This window comes from Sphingopyxis jiangsuensis (assembly GCF_016734905.1).
GTDB lineage: Bacteria > Pseudomonadota > Alphaproteobacteria > Sphingomonadales > Sphingomonadaceae > Sphingopyxis > Sphingopyxis jiangsuensis.
In genome coordinates, this window is sequence record NZ_JAERPO010000002.1 from 27,847 (window position 1) to 48,420 (window position 20,574).

A 20,574-nucleotide genomic window follows, 5' to 3' on the forward strand; every position below is an offset into this window, starting at 1 on the left:
AAATTTGGAGCAATCAGATTTATAATCTGAGCACATATATTATCATTTCGGCGCGACAGGCGGATCTGAGATGGAAAGTCCGACAACAATACTTCGTCGCGATATTTTTTTGGCGTCGCTGGCGGTCCGCCCGACGGCCAAGAAACGCGAAGTTGCACACACTGTCTCATTCCGGCCGTCCAGCCGCATGCAATCCCCTCTGAAATCATTCGATAAATTTCAAGCAGCGCCTGATCTGTGGAGATTCTTGTATGAATGCAGCTCGAATCCGATCCACGAACTGGAGACATCTGACCGCCAACGCCAAGGAGCTTCGACCTTGCGCCTCGACCGCCCTCTCGAACCGCTGGGATGGGGTGGCATAGGCAATGCAGCGCCGAAAGATGGAGCGGTTGGGAGTGTGGCCGCCCGACCTTGCCACCGTCGGAATTCACGATTTCGACGAAGGGCAGCAAAACGAAACCGCATCGGGTGTTGAAGAATGGACGACAGCCGACCGGACGCCGCATCCGACAGAAACGATCGTCGAATCCCCGGCTGAGTTGCGGACAACTGACCGCGCGCCGCGGCGAACTATTATCGCACGCGCTGGCAGGCTCGCCCTGGCTCGATGCGGGCATCGCCGAACAAAAAGGCGATGGCGTCGCCCGCCATTCCGGCATTGTCGTGTGCGACGCCAGGGACCAGACCGCAGCTCCAGCCGAAGGCATGTGAGCCAGCGGCGGCATAAGCGCTGGCGCGGGAATAGAAATTTTTCCCGCGCGCAAGGCGGTGGGCACCTTGTGCCATCGCCTCGGGCTGACGCGGCAGACTTTTATGATCGGGATCATTGTCTTCGGTGCCGAGCAGCACCAGCATCGGAACTGCGAACGCCTTTTGGGGATCCCACATGCCGGCGGGCAGCCCCGCAAGCCCGAAAGGCCAGCGGACCGCCGGATCGATCGCGGCATAGGAACCGGCGTTCGCCGACACCGCGCGCGCCAGATGCGGCCCGCCGCCCGATAGCACATAACGATGCACGAACTGCGCGCCGCCCGAATGACCATAAACCGAATAGGTTTCGGCGCTCAGTCCTTCGCGGCGCTTGATCGCAACGAAAATCGGCTCGACGGTCGCAAAGGACCATTGGGCACGCGGCCTCGGCGCGCCGTCTTTTTCCGCGAACCAGCCATGGCTGTAGGACTCAACCCCCGGAAAGGCACTTCGGCTATATTCGGGAACGATCAGGACGATGTTGTTCCGGCGTGCCAGGTCGATCCACTGGTTCATATAATTGTCGGCGTCGCGCTGAACTCCATGGAAAACGAACAGGACCGGTGCGTCGGCGCCAGCGCCCGCCGGGCGGAAAATCCAGACTGGAAAGGCGGGGCCCGCCCAGCCGTCAAAGGTGAACCGTTGGACTCCGGCGGCGAACAGGGATTTCTGCAGCGCGGTTTCGCCAGGCGGGGCGGCAACCGCCGACGCCGGGCCGGACGCGCATCCTGCCAGCGCCAACAGCACCGCGCCCGCCATGGCCTTCACGCGCCCAGTGGACCAAGCGCGCGAAGCCGGAGCCGTCGGGGCGGCCATCAAAAGCTGCCCCGAAGCTGGACGTAAAATTCACGCGGCTTCACCGAGTGATATTCGGGGTAATAGCCATAGCTTTCGTCGACGAGCGGCGGTTTGCCGTCGAAGACATTGTTCACCCCCAGCCGCAGGCGAATGTCGCGGCGGTCGCCAAGGCGAAAACGATACTCGCCATAGAGGTTGACGCGCCAATCCTCCTTGACCTTCCAATAGACGGTTTCGCCATCGACGGTGATGTCGGCGCTGGTGTCGAGCATGTCGGAGACATAACGGACCGAGCCGCCCATGCTGAAATCCTTGAGCCGCCATCCAAAGGTCGCGGTACCGCGCCAGCGCGGATTGCCGTCGAGCTTGATCCGGTCGACCTGCAGCGCGGCGAAGTCGCCGGCAAAGGCCGGGTTGTCCGCCAGCGCGGCAAGCAGTTCGTTTCGTACGACGTCGAGCCTGTTGAGATAGGTCGCCTCGATCCCGAAACGGAAAATGCCCGCCGATCCGGCATCGAAGCTCGTTGCAAGACCGAAGTCGAAGCCGTCGGCGATCTGCCGATCGAGGTTGATATAGGGGTCGATCACATAGAGCACCTGCCCCGCCGCCTGGCGCGGCGAGTCGGGGTTCGCGGCATTATAGGCATCGAACGCCGCCTGGTCCGCCGCCGTCACCGGCGCGCGGACGACGTTGGGGTTGCTCGATCCCTGCTGGCGCAGCAGGAAGTCGAGCGCGAGCGCCTCCTGGTCGCCGAATGCCCCGATCACGCCCTTCTGCTCGAAGCGCCAATAGTCGACATTGATGGCAAAGCGCCGGATCGCCGAGCTCGAAAAGGCTTTTTTGAGGTCGAGCGTCGCGCCAACGACGATCGTCTCGGTATCCTCATTTTCGAGGTTCGGGTTCGACTGGCGCACCGAGGCAAGATAGGCGTCCCCGGTCGAAACCGGGTCGCCGGTGACGTCGCGCCGGTAGTAATCCTCGTTGCCGAGGTTGAGGCGCGATACGTCGCCGCGGTTGAGCTGGACAAGGTTCGGGACGCGGAAGCCCTGCGAATAAGCCGCGCGCAGGTTGAATGCTTCGACCGGGAACCAGGACAGCGCGACCTTTGGCTTCACCGCGCCGTCGTTGATGTCGTTGAAATATTCGCCGCGCACCGCGAGTTGGAGCGTCAGATCGTTGATGAACGTCCCTTCGCCGCGGTGGAGCGGAACAAGCGCTTCGCCGAAGGCGGAAAAGACATCGCGTCCCGCGCTCGAATCGCGCGTCGGGCTGACACCGACGACATCGGAAATTCCCGACACATTCTCGTCCGAGAAGATGATCGTCCCGTCGAGACGGGGATCGCGATCCTCTTCATAATAGTCGTGCCGCCATTCTGCCCCGAAGGCGAGGCCGACCGGACCGTCGATAAGGTCGAAGGCAGCGCTGTTCGAAATGCGGAAATCAGCCGTCGTCAGCGTCGTCTTGCCGACATTGGTATTGGAGATGCGAACGCGACCCCATTGCTCTTGCGTGTTCGCATTGGGACCACCGAACGGGTTGATCGCATCGGGCGTCGATTTGGCCAGCTCGGCGGCGAGCAACGTCTTCGACAGGCGATTGCTTTCGGTGTCGGCGGTGCGGTTGCCGCTTGTCGCGATCGCGCCTTCCCAGTCCCACTGGCCGAACTGGCCGCGCAGCCCGGCGAGGAGGCGATAGGTTTCGGTCTTGGTATCGATGAAGCGCGGGCCGAGGTCGGTGGGGCGCCAGTTGACGAGAAGCACGTCGCGCCCTTCTGCGGGAACGTCGGTGGCGTTCAGCCCCGGAAGGCGGTTGGGACTGCCGACCGCGCCAAATGGATTCCAGTAGTTGCTCGCCGGAACGATCAGGAAAGCGAGTCCGCTGTCAACCGGCTGCGCGGCGCGGTTCGAACTGGTCGTCGCACGATAGTAGAGCGCCTCGGAAAATAGTTCGACCCCGCTGCCGAACTCATGCTCCAGATTGGCATATGCATTGTAGCGCTTCGCCGAGGAGATAAGCTGCCGCCCCTTCGCCGTTATCGGGTCATTGGTGACATTGACGCCTTCGTTCAGCGAATTGTTTGGCTGGTTGGCGCCAAAGTCATAGCGAAGCGCCGCGTCGAGCGAACCGTCGTCGAGGCCCATGCAACCCTCGCTCCCCGTCCCCAGCACCGCGCGGGTGCCCGCGAAATCGCACGGCTGGATGTGGAACACCCCGGTCGTGCTGGTGAGCGCCGTCGTGCCCTGACGGACGCGCTGGCCGACGAAGACGCCTTCCGAATTGACCGACCCGACCTGGAACTGGCCGAAGGGCGAGGAGGTCGATGTGTTGCGGAAATCGGTCGTTTCGGTCGCGAAGGGCGAATCGCCCAGGAAAGCGCGCTTGTCGACGGTGTTGAACTGGCCGCCAAGCTCGCTCGAAAACAGACCGTTGCGGTCATAATAGCTGCCCGAGAACATGACGCGCGTGCGCCCCTGATTGAACTCGATCCCAAAGCCGCCGTCGACGGTTATCTCGTCCGAATTGGTTCCTTCGAGCGTGCTGTATTCGAAGTTGAGGATGTTGCGGCGGAAATTGGCATCGAGGATCGTGTTGACGACGCCGGCCGTCGCGTCCGATCCATAGAGCGCCGATGCGCCGTCGCGCAGCACCTCGACGCGGTCGATTCCCGTCGCGGGAAAGGCGTTGACGTTGACGATCTGGCGCGGGGTCGAGCCGATGTCCTGGTTCGCAGCGTGCGCCGCGATGCGGCGGCCGTTGAGCAGGATCAGCGTATTGCCGGTACCGAGCCCGCGCAGGTTCACCGTCGCGACGTCACCGCGCGCGTCATTCGGTCCGTCGGCAGCGCCGTTGATCTCGGCCGACCCTGCCTGCGCGATATATTCCATGATCTCGCCGGTCGAGCTCGCGCCGAAGCTGTCGATGTCTTCCTTGCTGAGCGTCGTCACTGCGATTGCGCCGCTGTCCGATGCGCCCTTGATGTTCGATCCGGTAACGACGATTTCCTGATCGCTCGCCGCCGTTTCGTCGGCGACGTCGTCGGGGGCATTCTGCGCCTGGGCTGCGGCGGCCCAACCGCCGGCGGCGAGAATCAAGGCGATGCGGCTGCTTTGGCGCACCCAGCGAGCTTTCGGTGTCTGTGTCATATCTTCCCCCATAGCGGTTCTTGTTTCAGGCTTTGATTCAATCGGACGGTGCATCCGCGGCGAGGTCGCCCCGCAGCGGCAGGCTTTCGGCCAGCGGTGACTGGTGGGTGCGCAACGCGAGGTGGAGCGCTTCGCGATTGAGCGCCCCTTCCCACCCCGCGACGACGATCGCCGCCAGCGCATTGCCGATAAAGTTGGTGAGCGCGCGACACTCGCTCATGAAACGGTCGATGCCGAGGATCAGCGCGAGCCCTGCGACGGGCACCGACGGGACGATGGAGAGCGTCGCGGCGAGCGTAATGAAGCCCGCGCCGGTCACGCCCGCCGCGCCCTTCGAACTCACCATCGCGACAAGCAGCAGCGCGAGCTGATCACCGAGCGACAGGTCGACGCCAGTCGCCTGCGCGATGAACAGCGCCGCAAGCGTCATGTAGATGTTCGTGCCGTCGAGGTTGAAGCTGTAACCGGTCGGCACGACCATGCCGACGACGGGCTTCGCGCAGCCCGCGCGCTCGAGTTTTTCGATGAGGCTCGGCAGCGCCGCTTCCGACGAGGAAGTGCCTAGGACGAGCAGCAACTCGGCCTTCAGATAGGCAATCAGGCGAAAAATGGAGAAGCCGCACAGTCGCGCGACCGCGCCGAGAATGACGACTACGAAGAAAATCGAGGTGAGATAAAAGGTCGCGATCAGCGTACCGAGGTTGGCAAGGCTTCCGACACCATATTTGCCGATGGTGAAGGCCATCGCGCCGAATGCGCCGATCGGCGCAAAGCGCATCAGCATGCCGACGAGGCGGAAAAAGACCACCGACAGCTTCTCGAACATGCCAAGTATCTGCGCCCCGGGTTCGCCCGCATGCATCAGCGCCAGCCCGAAGAGGATCGCAACGAAAAGTGCCTGAAGGATCGATCCGGAAGTGAGCGCCGACACAAAGGTCGTCGGAATGATCTCCAACAGAAAGGCGGTCAGCGTCGCGTCATGCGCCTTGGCCTGATAGTCGGCAATTGCGCCCGCATCGAGCGTTGCAGGGTCGATGTTCATCCCTGCCCCCGGCTGCACCACATTGGCGACGACCAGCCCAACGATCAGCGCGAGCGTCGAGAAGAAGAGGAAATAGGCAAAGGTCTTGGCTGCGACGCGCCCGAGCGTTTTCGCCTCACCCACCGATGCGATGCCTGTGACCACGGTGAGGAAAATCACCGGGGCGATAATCATTTTCACAAGCTTGATGAAACCGTCGCCGAGCGGACGAAGCGCCTCGCCGGTTGCGGGCGCAAAATGGCCGATCAGCACCCCCGCCACGATTGCCGCCAGCACCTGCACATAAAGCTGGGCATACCAACGCCGACGCGGCGCAGCCTCGCATGGAGCAGTCAAATCGAGCACTACGGCCACCGGCCTCTCCCCTCTTGCACCTGTTCCGGCGCGCATCACCTGGCCGTTGACCGGCCTGCTGCGCAAAAAATAGGGAGCCATGGCCTCGCGGGTCAAACGAGCGAGGAAGAATTACATCTTATTGATTTTACGTATTTTTTCCTTTCCAACATGCACCTGCACCCATCGCCATGTGTGATTTTTCGCATAGACTTTTATCTTTTTGTGCGAATATTCGCACATGTCAGCAACAGGCGATTCGCCCATCTCTCCGCCATCAAGGCATCGGCGCCGACTACTCGTCGCGACGATCGTCGGCGCAGCGATCTTGCTCATCGCCGCACTCGGGCTCGCCCAATGGGCCACGCAGCATGGCCGGGCGCAGGCCGATGTCGAGGCGCGGCAGAATGCGCGCGCGCACGCCAGCCTGCTCGAAAGCGAGTTGCAGAAGTTCCGGCTGCTCCCCCGCGTGCTTTCCGAATTTCCCGACGTACGGCTCGCCCTGTCGCGGCGCGGCAATCCGGCCGTCGAGCGGCTCGACCGCGAACTTGCGCAACTGGCCGAGCGGACCGACGCGGCGGTCATCTATGTGATCGACACCGGCGGCACGACGATTGCGGCGAGCAACTGGGACAAGGCGACGAGCTTCATCGGTCAGAATTATCGCTTCCGTCCCTATTTCCGCGGCGCGATGGCAAAGGGCGAGGCCGAGTTGTTTGCGCTGGGAACGGTGAGCGGACGTCCCGGCCTGTTCCTCGCACGGCGTGTCGACGACGGCGATCGCCCGCTCGGCGTGATCGTGGTCAAGGTCGAGTTCGACAAGCTGGAGGCCAAATGGGCTGATTCAGGCGCGACCACGCTCGTCACCGATGCGGCGGGAATCGTCATCATGACAAGCGCGCCTGCGTGGCGGTTTCGATCCTATGATGCGCTGCCGCCCGCGACGCGCGCGCGGTTGAAGGCAACCCGCAGCTATGGCGAGGCGGCGCTTGATCCGCTCGCGATACGGCGTTCGGGCGGCGATCTGCGGATCGAGCAGCGGGACGGCGCCACCATCTACCGCGCATTTGCCGAACCTGTGTCGCTACCCGGCAGCCAGCTGCGGCTTTTGCAGCCCGCCCAGCCCGCGCGCGACAGTGCGAACGCCACCGCGCGCGTGATCTTCCTGGTCCTGCTCATCCTCGTTGGCGCCGCCATCGTGACGCTGCTGCGGCTCGTTGAACGACAGGCGCTGCGGCAGGCGGCGCACGCAGCGCTGGAAGGCGAAGTGGCAGCGCGCACGCGCGACCTGCGCAACGCCAATTCCGAGCTCAAGCAGGCCGCCGAACGTCAGGCCGAAGCCGACCGCCGCTATCGCGCCGCGCGCGAAGAACTCGCGCAGGCAAGCAGACTCGGTTCGATCGGACAGATCACCGCCGGGGTCGCGCACGAGATCAACCAGCCGATCGCCGCAATCCGCAGCTTTGCGGAAAACAGCCTCCGCTATCTGGAGCGCGATCAGACGGCAAAGGCCGGCGACAATCTGGCGGCAATCGTCGAACTGACCGAGCGTATCGGCGCAATTACCGGCGAACTGCGCAACTTCGCCCGCCGCGCGCCGGCATCGCTCGGCCCAGTTCCGCTGCAATCGGCGATCGACGGGACCTTGCTGCTGGTCGGCGACAGGCTGCGCGCGCAGGGCATCGCGCTCGACATTCAGATCAACAACCCTGCGGCGTGCGTATATGCGGATCGAGTCCGGCTCGAACAGGTGCTCGTGAATCTGCTGCAAAATGCCGCCGATGCGTTGCACGCGACGCCGGAGCCCCGGGTCGAGTTGCGCGCGCAGGGCACCGATCCCCAGATCATCGATATCTGCGACAACGGCCCGGGCGTACCGGCCGACCTATTGCCGCAGCTCTTCACCCCGTTCGTCACCGGACGCCCCGACGGGCTCGGGCTGGGACTTGCCATCGCCAGCGACATCATGACCGAGTTCGGCGGTTCGCTGACGCTCATCGCATCACCGCTCGGCGGCGCCGGGTTTCGACTGACGTTGAGGACTGCATGAGCCTTTATTCGACCGAACAGACCGTATTTTTCGTCGATGACGACGCGGCGCTCCGCGCGGCCAATGTCCAGACGCTCGAACTCGGCGGCCTGAAGGTCGAGGCTTTTGCCGACGCTTCGGCGATGTTGCCGCGCATCGCGACCGACTTTTCGGGCGTCGTCGTCACCGACATCCGTATGCCCGGCATGGACGGCCTCGAGTTACGCGCCGCTATCCATGCGATCGATCCCGACATTCCCGTCATCCTGATAACCGGCCATGCCGATGTCGCGATGGCCGTCCGCGCGCTTCACGACGGGGCCTTCGATTTCCTCGCCAAGCCCTTTGCTTCGGACCATCTGCTCGGCGCTGTGCGCCGCGCGCTCGCGCATCGGGGGTTGATCCTCGATAATCGCCGCCTGACCGCCACGGTGGCCGCGATCGATAGCCCGCTGATCGGTGAGAGTCCGGCGATGCAGCGGCTGCGCGAGACAATCGCGCAACTGGCGCAGGCCGACATCGACGTGCTGATCGAAGGCGAGACGGGAACCGGCAAGGAACTGGTCGCGCACATGCTTCACCGCCAGAGCCGGCGAAGCGCCGCATCGCTGGTCGCGGTCAACTGCGCCGCGCTTCCGCACGATCTGGCAGAGGCAGAATTGTTCGGAAGCGATCTCGTCGATCGCGCGACCGGCAAGCGCGGACAGGCGGGCCGTATCCGCAGCGCGCATCGCGGAACCCTGTTTCTCGACGAAATCGACACCATGCATGCTGGGGTTCAGGCCAAGCTGCTGCGAGTCATCGAAGAACGCGAAGTCCAGCCGATCGGGGCCAGCGAACCCGAACCGGTCGATCTGCGCATCGTCGCGGCGACCAAGATCGACCTGATGGATGCGGTGCGTGGAGGCGCGTTCCGCGAAGACCTTTATTACCGGCTGCACGTCGTCAAGTTGCGGATTCCCGCGCTGCGCGAACGCCGCGGCGACATTCCGCAGACCTTCGCCTATTTCCTCGGCGAAGCAGCGGAAAAAATGGGGCGCACAGGGTTTCAGATCGGCGACGCGGTGCGCCGCCATCTCGTCGAGCATGATTGGCCGGGCAACGTCCGCGAGCTCAAGAATTTTGCGTATAGCGTGGTGCTGGATCTTCCAACCGACGCGCCGCTGGCGGGTATGTCCGACACCGCGCCACTCGGCGAGCGCATCCGGAATTTCGAGGCCGCAATCATTCGCGACACGCTGTGCGAGACGCACGGAGATATCGCTGCGACGGTCGTTCGCCTCAAAATTCCGCGAAAAACGCTATACGACAAATTGAACCGCCACGGCATCGATCCGAAAGCCTATCGAACGTGACGGCCTCAGCCGCTCCCGGGAGGCTGCGTCGTACGCGTCGCCGATGGCACGCCGGCATCATTGATTGCGGCGCACGCGAGCAACCATTGGCCACTGCGACAGGGCAAGGCGGCTTCTGGCGTTGGTGCGAAGACTGGATTCATCCTGGTCAAAGCTTATCGAGGTAGAACTGTCTTAGCTGGAGTCGCCCATTGTATAATCTTCTCGCCGGTCTCTCGATTATCGAGGCATCGTCGTTCGTCGCCTCGCCGACGGCGGGACTCTATCTTGCGCAATTCGGCGCCGACGTCGTTCGCATCGACCAGATCGGCGGGGGACCCGATTATCGGCGCTGGCCGGTCACGGCGGATAATGATTCGCTCTACTGGGAAAATCTGAACCGGGCAAAAAGGTCGGTCGCGCTTGATTTGGCTCGGCCCGAAGGCCGCGAGCTTTTGCAGGAACTGGTGCGGGCGACAGGGCAATTCGTCACCAATTTCCCTGCCGACGGCTTCCTGTCGCATGCCAAATTGGCCGAAGGCTGTTCGAAGCTGATTACGGTGCGCGTGATGGGCTGGGCCGACGGATCGCCGGCGCTCGATTATACGGTCAACAACAGCGTCGGCTATCCGATGCTGACAGGCACGGGGCCCGAGCCGGTGAACCACGTCCTGCCCGCGTGGGATCTCCTCACCGGCGCCTATGCCGCCTTCGCGCTGCTCGCCGCGGTTCAGCGACGGGGCGCGACCGGCGAAGGTGGCGAAGTCCGTATTCCCTTGTCGGACGTCGCCATCGGGACGGTCGCCAACCTCGGCGGAATTGCCGAAGTCCTTTATTCGGGCGAGAACCGCCCGCGGCTCGGCAACGCCGTCTATGGCCTGTTCGGGCGCGATTTCGTCACGCGGGACGGGCAGCGGACGATGATCGTCGTGGTGACCCCGCGCCAGTGGGCAAATCTGGTGGCGGCGCTGGGCCTCGACGAGGCGGTCGCAGCGGTCGAGCAGGCCCGCGGCGTCTCGTTCGCGAAGGACGACGGCCTCCGCTTCGAACATCGCGACGCATTATACCCCTTGTTCGAACGAGCGATCGCGGATCGTGACCACGCCGACCTTGCGGCAGCCTTCGATGCGGGCGGCATCGTTCACTCGCCCTATCGCACGATGCTCGACGCGGTGCATGACCGCAGCCTCGTCGCCGACAATCCGATCTTTGGCACCGCGCCGAACCCCAGCGGTTTCGATTATCCCGCCGCCGGGGCATTCGCGACCATAGCCGGTGCCGCGCGCGGGGCGCCGCGCCCGGCCCCGCGCAACGGCGAACATAGCGAAGAGATTCTCGCGGCTCGCCTTGCGCTCTCTTCGGGTGAGATCGCCCGGTTGATCGACGCCGGCATCGTCGGCGTCGCCGACAAGGTGCCGACGGCATGAGCGCGTGGGAGGATTGGATCGGCCGCAAGGAAACGCGCAGCGACTATATCGACGAAGGCGCCGCGGCGCGGTGGCTGGCGACCTTTGACCGGAGCGCGGCGAGCGACGGCACGGTGCCGCAGGGCTATCATTGGTGCCTCTGCCTGCCCGGTGCGCCGACCGCGGCCTTGGGCATCGACGGTCACCCGCTCCGCGAAGAAAGCGCCCAGAGTTTCCTGCCGCCGATCCCCCTTCCCCGCCGAATGTGGGCGGCAAGTCGGGTAAGCTTTGTGCAACCGCTGCGTTCTGGCCAGTCAATAGTCCGCAATTCGCGCGTCGCGTCGATCAAGGCGAAACAGGGCGGCTCGGGAACGCTCGTGTTTGTCGAAGTCGACCATGCAACGCATGCCGATGGCGAGCTTGCGATCCGCGAGACGCAATCGATCGTCTTTCGCGACGTGGCCTCGAAGGACGCGCCGCCAGCACCGCCGCCGCCCGGCGAAGGACGGTTCGACCCGGCAGCGTGGCACGCGCACCGCAGGGTCGTGCCCACCGAAGCGTTGCTCTTTCGCTATTCGGCGCTGACCTTCAACAGCCACCGTATCCATTACGATCGTTCTTACGCGACCGAGGAAGAAGGCTATCGCGGCCTCGTCGTTCACGGCCCGCTTGCGGCGACCCTGCTGCTCGGCCTCGCGCAGGCGGAGTTTGGCGACAACGCCCTTTCGCATTTCGACTTTCGCGGCACATCGCCCGCCATCGTCGGTGAAGACCTGCACCTCGTCCTGCGCGAGACCTCGGAAGGGATGGAACTCGGCGCCTTCGCAAGGGACGGGCGCCAAATTATGGCAGCATCGGCGCGGCGGACGGCCTGAGCGACAGCGCGAGGGTGCTCAATAGCTGCGGGGCATCCCCAACACATGTTCGGCGATATAGGACAGGATCATGTTCGTGCTGATCGGCGCGACTTGGTACAGCCGTGTTTCGCGGAACTTGCGCTCGATGTCATATTCGGCGGCGAAGCCGAACCCGCCGAACGTCTGGATGCACGCCTCGCCGGCTGCCCAACTTGCCTCGGCCGCGAGCATCTTCGCCATGTTTGCCTCGGCACCCGCATTTTCCCCCGCCTCATACTTTGCGATGCCATCGCGCACAAGCAGTTCGGCCGCGCGCATCTGCGCATAGGCGCGGGCAATCGGGAATTGCACGCCCTGGTTCTGGCCGATCGGGCGTCCGAACAGGACGCGCTCCTTCGCGTAGCTTGAGGCTTTGTCGATGAACCATTTCGCATCGCCGATGCACTCGGCGGCGATCAGCAGCCGCTCGGCATTCATCCCCGACAATATATAGCGGAACCCCTTGCCCTCGTCGCCGATCAGGTTCGCGGCGGGAACGCGCATCTCGTCATAGAAAATCTCTGTCGTCGCATGGTTCATCATCGTGTCGATCGGCCGGATCGACAGCGTTCCCGCAGCAAGCGCTTCCTTCATGTCGACGAGGAAGACCGACAGGCCTTCGGTGCGGCTCGCGGCCTCTTCGCGCGGGGTCGTGCGCGCGAGCAGGATCATCAGGTCGCTATGCTCGGCGCGGCTCGTCCAGAGCTTTTGGCCGCTGACGACATAATCGTCGCCATCGCGGCGCGCGGTGGTCTTGAGGCTCAGCGTGTCGGTGCCGCTCGTCGGCTCGGTGACGCCGAACGCCTGGAGACGCAACTCACCAGTGGCTATTCTGGGGAGGTAACGCGCTTTCTGCTCGTCGGAGCCGTGGCGCAGCAGCGTCCCCATTACATACATTTGCGCATGCACCGCGCCGCCATTGCACCCCTGCCGCTGGATTTCCTCGAGGATCGCCGCCGCCCCCGACAAGGGCAAACCGGCTCCGCCATAGGTTTCGGGGATCAAGGCCGCGAGATAGCCCGCTTCGCCAAGCGCCGCGACAAATTCGGACGGATAGGCGCGCGCCTTATCCTTCGCCTGCCAATAGGGTCCGGGGAAATCTGCGCACAGCTTGGCGACCTCCTCGCGAACGGACTCATATTGCTCCACAGATCGTTCCCCCGTCGGCGCAAGCGGTAATGCCCCCCTTTCAGCGAGCGCGACGTTCAGTTCAAGGCCGAACGAGCATTGTACGGACCGACACCAAATTTGTTTCAAAATGAGTTGCCGTGGCGAAGCTGCGCCGCTAACGGCTTTCCCGCATTCACTGGACCCGGCCCGCCGGGTGGCTCGGCCCGGCGCCTATCCCCGGGACAACCCATGGCAACGCCGCTCCTATTGCGGGGCAACGACATGCTGATGTGCCGGCCCCGCCGGCGATGCCGCTGCAAGACAAAAGACATATGACCCAACTCGCCTCGATCCGTCGCGAATGGCTTTCAAATCCGCGCGGCGACATATTGGCCGGGATCGTCGTCGCCCTCGCGCTGATCCCCGAAGCCATCGGATTTTCGATCATCGCCGGGGTCGATCCCAAAGTCGGCCTGTACGCCTCCTTCTCGATCGCGGTCATCATCGCGCTTGTCGGCGGGCGCCCCGGAATGATCTCTGCCGCGACGGCGGCGATTGCCGTCCTGATCGTCCCGCTCGTCCGCGATCATGGTGTGGAGTATCTGTTCGCTGCAACGATCCTGATGGGCATTCTACAATTTGTCGGCGGATTTCTGCGGCTCGACCTATTAATGCAGTTCGTGTCGAAGTCGGTCATCACCGGATTTGTGAACGCGCTGGCAATCCTGATATTCATGGCCCAGTTGCCGCAGCTCATCGGTGTCGGCTGGATGACCTATCCAATTGTCGCCGCGGCGCTCGCGATCATTTACCTGCTGCCGCGCTTGACCAAGGTGATCCCGTCGCCGCTCGTGGCAATTGTGGTACTCACCGCCCTCGCCATTTACGCCGATCTCGACGTCAACCGCGTGGGAGACATGGGCGATTTGCCCTCCACCCTTCCCTTTTTCGCGCTGCCACAGGTTCCGCTCACAATTGATACGTTGGCGATCATACTCCCCTATTCGGTCGCCATGGCGGCGGTCGGGCTGCTCGAAAGCCTGCTTACGGCACAGATCGTCGACGACCTGACCGACACGCCGAGCGACAAGAAGCGCGAGGTGCACGGCCAGGGAATCGCCAATTTCGTCACCGGATTTTTCGGCGGGATGGGTGGCTGCGCGATGATCGGCCAGTCGGTCATCAACGTGAAATCGGGCGGCGACGGGCGTTTGTCGGCCTTCGTTGCGGGCAGCGTATTGCTATTCCTGATCGTCGTGCTCGGCCCGCTTGTCGCGCAGATCCCGATGCCCGCGCTGGTTGCCGTAATGATCATGGTGTCGATCGGCACCTTCAGCTGGCAGTCGGTCAAGGATTTGCGCAGCCACCCGTGGCACAGCTCGGTAGTGATGGTCGCGACGGTCGTTACCGTCGTGTGGACGCACGATCTTGCGAAGGGCGTGCTGGTGGGGGTGCTGCTATCGGGCGTCTTCTTCGCCAGCAAGGTGCGCAATCTGTTCGCGGTCGAAACCGCGCTTTCGGCGGACGGCAGCACGCGCACCTATCGCTTTACCGGACAGGTGTTTTTCGCCTCGGTCGAACGCTTTCTTGCTGCGTTCGATTTCCGTGAAGTTATCGAACGGGTCGTCATCGACGTCCGCAACGCTCATTTCTGGGATATTTCGGCAGTAGCAGCGCTCGACAAGGCGGTTATCAAGCTGCGCCGCGAAGGCACCGAGGTCGACGTGCTCGGCCTTAACGAAGCGAGCGCCACGATGATCGACCGCTTCGGAATCTCGGACAAGCCCGACGCCGACGCGCGGTTGGCTGCGCATTGAGGGAAAGAAAGTCATGACCCGAATTCTCGCCTGTATTGACGCCTCGCTCTATGCGACGAGCGTGATCGACCATGCGGCGTGGGCGGCTGGCCTGCTCGATGCCGAGATTGAAATCCTCCACGTGATCCAGCGCAAAGACGCTGTCGCGGCGCGGCGCGACCTGTCAGGCGCGGTCGGGCTGGGCGCCAAATCGGCGTTGCTCGAGGAACTCGTCCGCATCGACGAAAGCGAAGGCAAGCTGGCGCAGGAGCAGGGCCGCACCTTGCTGGCGGCCGCGCGGTCGCATCTGGCCGAACTGGGTCACGAACGGATCACGCTGACCCACCGCCACGGGGGCATCGTCGAAACGATCGTCGAGCGCGAAACCGATGCCGACATCGTCGTGATCGGCAAGCGCGGTGCGTCGGCCGACTTTGCCAAAGGCCATCTCGGCAGCAAGGTCGAACGCGTCGTGCGCCAGAGCGAAAAGCCCGTGCTCGTCGCGGCGCGCGCCTTCACCAAACCCGATATCGTGACGATCGCTTTCGACGGCGGCCCCAGTTCGCGCAAGGCGCTGGTCTATGCTGCGACCTCGCCTCTATTCTCGGACGCGTCACTCCACATCGTCATGGCCGGTCGCGAAGATACGACGAACCAGGCGCACCTCAATTGGGCACGCGAAATATTGACGATGCACCGCGATGCCCGCGTCAGCCTGATCGACGGCAAGGCCGACGAAGTCATCATGCTCGACGTCACGCGCAATGGCGCGAACATGCTCGTCATGGGCGCCTACGGCCACAGCCCGCTCCGCACCATGCTTGTCGGAAGCACGACGACAGAAATGGTGCGCTCCTGCACGATACCCGTGCTCCTGTTTCGCTGACGGCAGGAGGCGTTGCCCTAGCTGATGCGACCTTCGAGGATCGCAATCAGCCGGACGAAGCGGTCGCCCGCTTCGCTGATCGTGTCGAGCAACCCCTCGTCCAGTTCGGCCTGGCTCCCTGCTGGCGCCGACAGGGTACGAAGGCGATCGGAGAGAAAAACCGCGAGCGCCCGATAAAAGCGCGCTGCAAACCCGCTGTCCTCGGCAAACGCGGCGAGAATCGCTGCGCGCGGCACGGCGAGAACGCGCGCAGCGCCACGCGCGGTCACGGTCGCCGAGGGCAGCGCCTTTTCGACGAAGGACATTTCGCCGACGACATCCCCTAGCGACAGCTCGGCAATCGCGGTTCCGGCGGCATTGGTGACGTCGAAGATGCCGTCAGTCACGAAAAACAGCTCCCCGATCGGTTGTCCCGCCCGAATCAGCTGACTCCCGGGGGTCAGGCTGCGGACGTTGCCGTGGCGGGCGAGCCAGAGGATGTCGGCATCGTCGAGATCACCCAGTATATAGAGCGCCTTGCGCATGTCAGTCCTCCAGCAATTGACGGCGAGCGAGCGCCGCAAAGGCGCCATCCCGCGCCATAAGGTCGGCGAACGTTCCGCTTTCGACAAAGCGCCCGCGTTCGAGCACGCAGATGCGATCGGCGTTGCGCACCGTCGACAGCCGGTGCGCGATGGTGATGCGGCTCGCGTCGATGCCGTCGAGCGTTCGCGCCACGATCGCCTGGGTCGCATTGTCGAGCGCGCTCGTCGCCTCGTCGAAAAAGAGGATGCGCGGGCGTCCGGCGAGCGCGCGGGCGATCAGAATCCGCTGCCGCTGCCCGCCCGACAGCGTCCCCGCACCCTCGGTCACCATCGTGTGCATCCCCATCGGCATCAGCGCGAGGTCGCTGCGAAGCCCCGCCGCCTCAGCGGCCAGCTGGCATTGTTCGATGCCCGCATCGCTCGCGCCGCGGATATTCTCCATGATCGTTCCCGCGAAAAGCTGGCTCGATTGCAGGACGACGCCGATCTGGCTGCGCAGCCGCGCGGGATCGAGGCTCGCAAGTTCCTGCCCGTCATAAGCGATCGATCCCGTCGTCGGCGCCTCGAACCCTAAAAGCAGCCGCAAGAGCGTCGATTTGCCCGAGCCCGATCCGCCCACGATTGCCATATGCTCGCCCGGCGCGACAGCCAGCGACAGATTATGAAGCAGCGGCGCCATCATATTGTCGTAGCCAAAGCTCAGCCCGCTCACCTGAATATCGCCAGTCAGCGTGCCGGGGTCGGCGCGCGCTTCGGTCGCCTCGACCTCGGCCGTCAGGATCGGCCGTGCGCGCTCGGCCAATGGCCGCGCCATGTAGAGGGCAAGCAGCGATTCGCAGAGGCCGGTGAAACTCCCCTGAAAGACCGCGAACGCCGCCAGGAAGCCGATGAACTGCCCCGGCGGAACGTCGCGCGTAGCGAGCAAGGCCGCCGTGGCGAACAGCGCGAGCAAACTTATTACCCCCCACGCATCGGCGAAGGCCCCGAAATGGATGCCGATCCGGCGGCCGCGTGCATCGGCCTCGCGCTCCAATCGATAGGCGTCCTGCCAACGGTGTAGCACGCGCTCCTCGGCCGCAGCCGAGCGCAATTTGGGCAGCCCCTCCAATATCTCGAAGGTCAGCCCGGCCAGCTTTCCGTCGCGTTCCGCCGCTTCGCGCAGCGGCGCGGCCTGCGCCACGCGGCTGACGACCACCGCGACGACATAGACGAACGTCACGGCCAGCGCGGCGAGCGCCATGCGTGGTTCGTAAACGAAGAGCAGGCCCAGATAGAATAGCGCGAAAAAGGCAGTCAATCCGGCGTTGAGCAGCACCGAGGTGACAAGCGCACGAATCGATTCGAGCGCCTCGATCCGCTGGTTGAAGTCCCCCGGCGACAAGGTGCGAAAGAAGCGCGCGGGCAATCGCAGCACGCGGTCGGACACGCCCGCCGCCATCGCCACCTGACCGCGCGCTGCTACACGGGCGGTCGCCAATATGCGCGTGACCGAAAAGGCGGCTCCGACAAGTGCCGCGATGGCCAACGCCATGCCGACGCCGATGAGCAAGCCGCCGGCACCGCTGGGCACGATCTCGTCGAATATCCACGCGCTTGCGACCGGCACGAGCAGTCCCAACAACGCCGCACCAAGTCCTGCACCGGCAATCAGGGGAAATTCGCGCCAGATCCCGCCGGCAACGTTGCGGGCCATGTTGCCGAACGTCGAGATATCGCGCGTGATCGGCGCATAGATGCGCCAACAAAGCGAGTGGATGTCGGCCGGTTCGACAGCATTGTCCTCTTCGTCCCGATAGGCGCCGCGTATCCATATCGCCGCGCCGACACTGTCGTCGCCGCGCCGGAGCAGCATCGGGCCGGCATCGTCGCGCCACCAGCCGGGGGCCAGAATTGTCCGTGCCGCGCGTAGACCCGCCAGCCGCGCGAGTACGGGCGTCTGCATGAAATCGGTTGCTGCGCCGCGTAGGCGCTGCGTGTCGACCGAAATACCGAGCGCCGCGCCGAGCGCCTGCCAAACCGCCCAGGCATCCCCCGCCGCCACGCCGCTCGCTCGCGCGCGCGTAATCCGTTCGACAAGCGAGGCATCGCGCTCCGCGGCTTCGACGGCAAAAGCCGCATCGAGCGCCGCGCCATGATCGCTATCGTCGAACGTCCCGGCGGGGAGCGCGGCCAGATCGCATTCTTCAAGCGCGACGACGAGGAAATGACGCGCGCCTTCGGGCAATGGCGCGATACTGCCATCGACATCGAGCAGCTCGACAAAGCGCCGCCGGTCGTCGCTAACAAGATAAAGTTCGAGCCGTCCCGTGGCGACGCGCCATCCGGTCCCACCGTGCGGCAGGCGCTGCGCCTCGCCCGCGGACAAGGCGATCGAACCGGTCACGCCTCGACCAACTGTGCATAGGGGCCGCGCCCGGCCATCAAGCTCGCGTGGTCACCTGCCTCTACGACACGTCCCGCTTCGAGCACAAAGATGCGGTCGCAATCGCGGATAGCCGACAGCCGGTGTGCGATGATGATGCAGCCGATGCCGCGCCGCCGGATCGCCTCCATCACCGCGTGCTCGGTAACCGGATCGAGCGCGCTCGTCGCTTCGTCGAGGACGATCAGGCTGGGGTCGCTCGCCAGCGCGCGCGCAATCTCGATACGTTGGCGTTCGCCGCCCGAGAAATTGCCGCCGCCCTGCGCAACGCGCGCGTCATAGCCGCCTGGCCGCGATGCGATCACGTCATGGATCATCGCGTCGCGCGCCGCGCGCAGCATATCGGGTTCGGGGAGCGCATCGTTCCACAATGTCAGATTGTCGCGCACCGTCCCTTCGAACAGCACGACATCCTGCCGCACATAGGCGAGCCGGTTGGCAAGCACCGCGCGCGGCCAGTCGAGCAGCGTCCGCCCGTCGAGCAGCAAGGCGCCGCTGCGCGGCTGTTCGAGTCCCGCGACCAGCTTCCCGACCGTCGATTTTCCCGACCCCGACGGGCCGACAAGCGCGATGCGTTCGCCGGGCCTGATCTCAAAGTTCAGCCCGTCGATCAGCGGCGGATCGAGCGGGGCGTAACCGAAGCTGAGGTCGCGGACCTGCAAGCCGCCTTGCGGCAATCGATCGCCCAGCGCCGGCTCGTCGCGGTCGAAGCGCGGATCGCCCCGCTGCGCGAGCACATCGTCGAGCCGTCCGGTGTAGGACCGGATCTGGTGCAGCTCCGCACCAAAGCCCGCGAGTGCGGCGACCGGCGCGATAAAGCTCGCCGCGAGCGTTTGATAGCCGACTAGTTCACCGAGCGTCATCGCGCCGCCCATGACCGCAAAGCCGCCCCATACGAGGATAGTCGCCGCGATCAGCGCGCTGATCAGCGTCGGCATCGGCCGCACCAATGCGGCGATCCGGGCGACCTGCTGTTCGCCATTCTGCACCGCAACTGCCAGCCCGGTCCAACGCGCAAAGACGATATCCTCGCCGCCCGACGCCTTGAACGTCTCCATATCCTTGATCCCCGCGACCCGCGCACCTGCCAGCTTGCCGCGATCGATCGAAATCTTGCGATACCGGTCGGAAAGCAGGCGGTTCGACAGCAGCAGCACCGCCGCATTGAGCAGCGCGAGAGCCGCCACCGCGAGCGTCAGCGCCCAATGATAGAAAAGCAGGACGATCAGGAAAAAGAGCGCGCTGACGAGGTTGACCGCGGCCTGCGCGAGTTGCCCGGTGAGCAGCGTCGCAAGGCTTTCGTTCAACCGCACCCGGTCGGCAATCTCGCCCGCGAAACGCTGGTCGAAAAAGGCAACCGGCAGCGTCAGGAGCTTGCGCATCAGCACGTTGCCGGTGCCGAGGCTCATCGCGGTGCGGGCGCGCAGCAACGCGCGTTCCTGCAATTCGAGGAGCACGAAGCGGACAGCAGCGGTCAGGGCCATGCCCACGAGCAGCGGCACCAGCCAGTCGTCGAGCCCACGCACGAGCACATAGTCGACGAATATCCGGCTGAAGACCGGGAGGATGATTCCTGGAATGACCAGGGCCAGCGCGGTCAATACCACGAACCACAGCGCTGTTTTCACTCCGTCGAAGCGGTGCCGGAGCGATTGGGCGAGGCTTGGCCGACTGTCGCCCGGCCGAAAATCGGCGCCCGGCGTGAAGGTGAGCACGACGCCCGTGAACCCTTCGGAGAATGTCTCGATCGGCTCGCGCCGCCGACCCGATGCGGGATCGTTCAGCCACACATGATGCGCGTCGATGCGTTCGACGACGAGAAAATGATTGAAGTTGACGAAAGCGATCAGCGGGAGCGGCAAGTCGGCGATATGTTCGGGCTCGGCCTTCAGCCCTTTGGCTTCGAGCCCCAGCGCGCGCGCCGCGCGCAACAGGCTCGACGCCTTGGTCCCGTCGCGCGACACACCGCATAAGGCGCGCAGCTCGTCGAGCCCCATGTGACGCCCATAGGTCGCCAATATCATTGCGAGCGACGCGGCGCCGCATTCGGCGGCTTCGAGTTGGAGAACGGTCGGGGTCGGTCGGCGCCGCGCCACGGG

At 64.3% G+C, this 20,574-nt stretch carries 13 protein-coding genes and 1 other annotated feature; of the genes, 6 read left to right on the forward strand and 7 right to left on the reverse strand.

What is annotated here, in order from left to right; translation table 11 throughout:
- Positions 1-576 precede the first annotated feature (576 nt).
- From JI743_RS06865 to JI743_RS06875, 3 genes are read right to left on the reverse strand one after another with little or no spacing between them, the layout of a single operon-like run.
- On the reverse strand, positions 577-1,569 hold the full coding sequence (locus JI743_RS06865; protein ID WP_201927384.1) for an alpha/beta hydrolase family protein: 993 nt from the start codon (positions 1,567-1,569) through the stop codon (positions 577-579).
- Positions 1,569-4,697 carry a TonB-dependent receptor domain-containing protein gene (locus tag JI743_RS06870; RefSeq protein WP_201927386.1) on the reverse strand — a complete coding sequence of 1,043 codons (3,129 nt, stop codon included), beginning with the start codon at positions 4,695-4,697 and terminating at the stop codon, positions 1,569-1,571. Before JI743_RS06870 ends, JI743_RS06865 begins: the two co-directional genes overlap by 1 nt.
- Before the next feature lie 37 nt (positions 4,698-4,734).
- Positions 4,735-6,093 carry a dicarboxylate/amino acid:cation symporter gene (locus JI743_RS06875; RefSeq protein WP_438870680.1) on the reverse strand — a complete coding sequence of 453 codons (1,359 nt, stop codon included), beginning with the start codon at positions 6,091-6,093 and terminating at the stop codon, positions 4,735-4,737.
- A gap of 220 nt (positions 6,094-6,313) precedes the next feature.
- Between JI743_RS06875 and JI743_RS06880 the strand changes: the two genes are divergently transcribed.
- From JI743_RS06880 to JI743_RS06895, 4 genes are all read left to right on the forward strand, one after another.
- Positions 6,314-8,122 carry a sensor histidine kinase gene (locus tag JI743_RS06880; protein WP_201927388.1) on the forward strand — a complete coding sequence of 603 codons (1,809 nt, stop codon included), beginning with the start codon at positions 6,314-6,316 and terminating at the stop codon, positions 8,120-8,122.
- On the forward strand, positions 8,119-9,456 hold the full coding sequence (locus tag JI743_RS06885; protein WP_201927390.1) for a sigma-54-dependent transcriptional regulator: 1,338 nt from the start codon (positions 8,119-8,121) through the stop codon (positions 9,454-9,456). The genes JI743_RS06880 and JI743_RS06885 overlap by 4 nt, the downstream gene beginning before the upstream one ends.
- Positions 9,457-9,647: 191 nt before the next feature.
- A complete protein-coding gene (locus tag JI743_RS06890; RefSeq protein WP_201927392.1) occupies positions 9,648-10,862 on the forward strand; it encodes a CoA transferase in 1,215 nt (404 codons plus the stop codon).
- Positions 10,859-11,716, forward strand: coding sequence for an HTD2 family dehydratase (locus JI743_RS06895; RefSeq protein WP_201927394.1), 858 nt, complete (start codon positions 10,859-10,861; stop codon positions 11,714-11,716). The genes JI743_RS06890 and JI743_RS06895 overlap by 4 nt, the downstream gene beginning before the upstream one ends.
- 18 nt (positions 11,717-11,734) lie before the next feature.
- On the opposite strand, the gene JI743_RS06900 is transcribed toward JI743_RS06895, so the two are convergent.
- Positions 11,735-12,886 carry an acyl-CoA dehydrogenase family protein gene (locus tag JI743_RS06900; protein WP_201927396.1) on the reverse strand — a complete coding sequence of 384 codons (1,152 nt, stop codon included), beginning with the start codon at positions 12,884-12,886 and terminating at the stop codon, positions 11,735-11,737.
- A gap of 156 nt (positions 12,887-13,042) precedes the next feature.
- Positions 13,043-13,095, forward strand: a sequence feature (sul1 is cis-regulatory element that is thought to sense ions involved in sulfur or methionine metabolism; They are found in Alphaproteobacteria).
- A gap of 84 nt (positions 13,096-13,179) precedes the next feature.
- Between JI743_RS06900 and JI743_RS06905 the strand changes: the two genes are divergently transcribed.
- Together JI743_RS06905 and JI743_RS06910 are read left to right on the forward strand one after the other, a co-directional pair.
- On the forward strand, positions 13,180-14,664 hold the full coding sequence (locus JI743_RS06905; protein WP_201927398.1) for a SulP family inorganic anion transporter: 1,485 nt from the start codon (positions 13,180-13,182) through the stop codon (positions 14,662-14,664).
- A gap of 13 nt (positions 14,665-14,677) precedes the next feature.
- Complete coding sequence (locus tag JI743_RS06910; RefSeq protein ID WP_201927400.1) at positions 14,678-15,529, forward strand: universal stress protein; 852 nt, start codon at positions 14,678-14,680, stop codon at positions 15,527-15,529.
- A 17-nt stretch (positions 15,530-15,546) separates the two neighbouring features.
- On the opposite strand, the gene JI743_RS06915 is transcribed toward JI743_RS06910, so the two are convergent.
- The 3 genes from JI743_RS06915 to JI743_RS06925 are packed head-to-tail and all read right to left on the reverse strand — an operon-like array spanning position 15,547 to position 20,571.
- Entirely contained in the window at positions 15,547-16,053 is a 507-nt protein-coding gene (locus tag JI743_RS06915) for a cyclic nucleotide-binding domain-containing protein (protein WP_201927402.1), read from the reverse strand.
- A gap of 1 nt (position 16,054) precedes the next feature.
- Positions 16,055-18,436 carry an ATP-binding cassette domain-containing protein gene (locus tag JI743_RS06920; protein ID WP_201927404.1) on the reverse strand — a complete coding sequence of 794 codons (2,382 nt, stop codon included), beginning with the start codon at positions 18,434-18,436 and terminating at the stop codon, positions 16,055-16,057.
- Entirely contained in the window at positions 18,433-20,571 is a 2,139-nt protein-coding gene (locus tag JI743_RS06925; RefSeq protein ID WP_201927407.1) for an NHLP family bacteriocin export ABC transporter peptidase/permease/ATPase subunit, read from the reverse strand. The genes JI743_RS06920 and JI743_RS06925 overlap by 4 nt, the downstream gene beginning before the upstream one ends.
- Positions 20,572-20,574 lie beyond the last annotated feature (3 nt).

Bases quoted from the DNA above. Each gene is read 5' to 3' on its own strand.
- JI743_RS06915 (WP_201927402.1), bottom strand. From the start codon at position 16,053: ATGCGCAAGGCGCTCTATATACTGGGTGATCTCGACGATGCCGACATC.
- JI743_RS06895 (WP_201927394.1), top strand. From the start codon at position 10,859: ATGAGCGCGTGGGAGGATTGGATCGGCCGCAAGGAAACGCGCAGCGAC.
- JI743_RS06865 (WP_201927384.1), bottom strand. From the start codon at position 1,569: ATGGCCGCCCCGACGGCTCCGGCTTCGCGCGCTTGGTCCACTGGGCGC.
- JI743_RS06870 (WP_201927386.1), bottom strand. From the start codon at position 4,697: ATGACACAGACACCGAAAGCTCGCTGGGTGCGCCAAAGCAGCCGCATC.
- JI743_RS06880 (WP_201927388.1), top strand. From the start codon at position 6,314: ATGTCAGCAACAGGCGATTCGCCCATCTCTCCGCCATCAAGGCATCGG.
- JI743_RS06885 (WP_201927390.1), top strand. From the start codon at position 8,119: ATGAGCCTTTATTCGACCGAACAGACCGTATTTTTCGTCGATGACGAC.
- JI743_RS06910 (WP_201927400.1), top strand. From the start codon at position 14,678: ATGACCCGAATTCTCGCCTGTATTGACGCCTCGCTCTATGCGACGAGC.
- JI743_RS06905 (WP_201927398.1), top strand. From the start codon at position 13,180: ATGACCCAACTCGCCTCGATCCGTCGCGAATGGCTTTCAAATCCGCGC.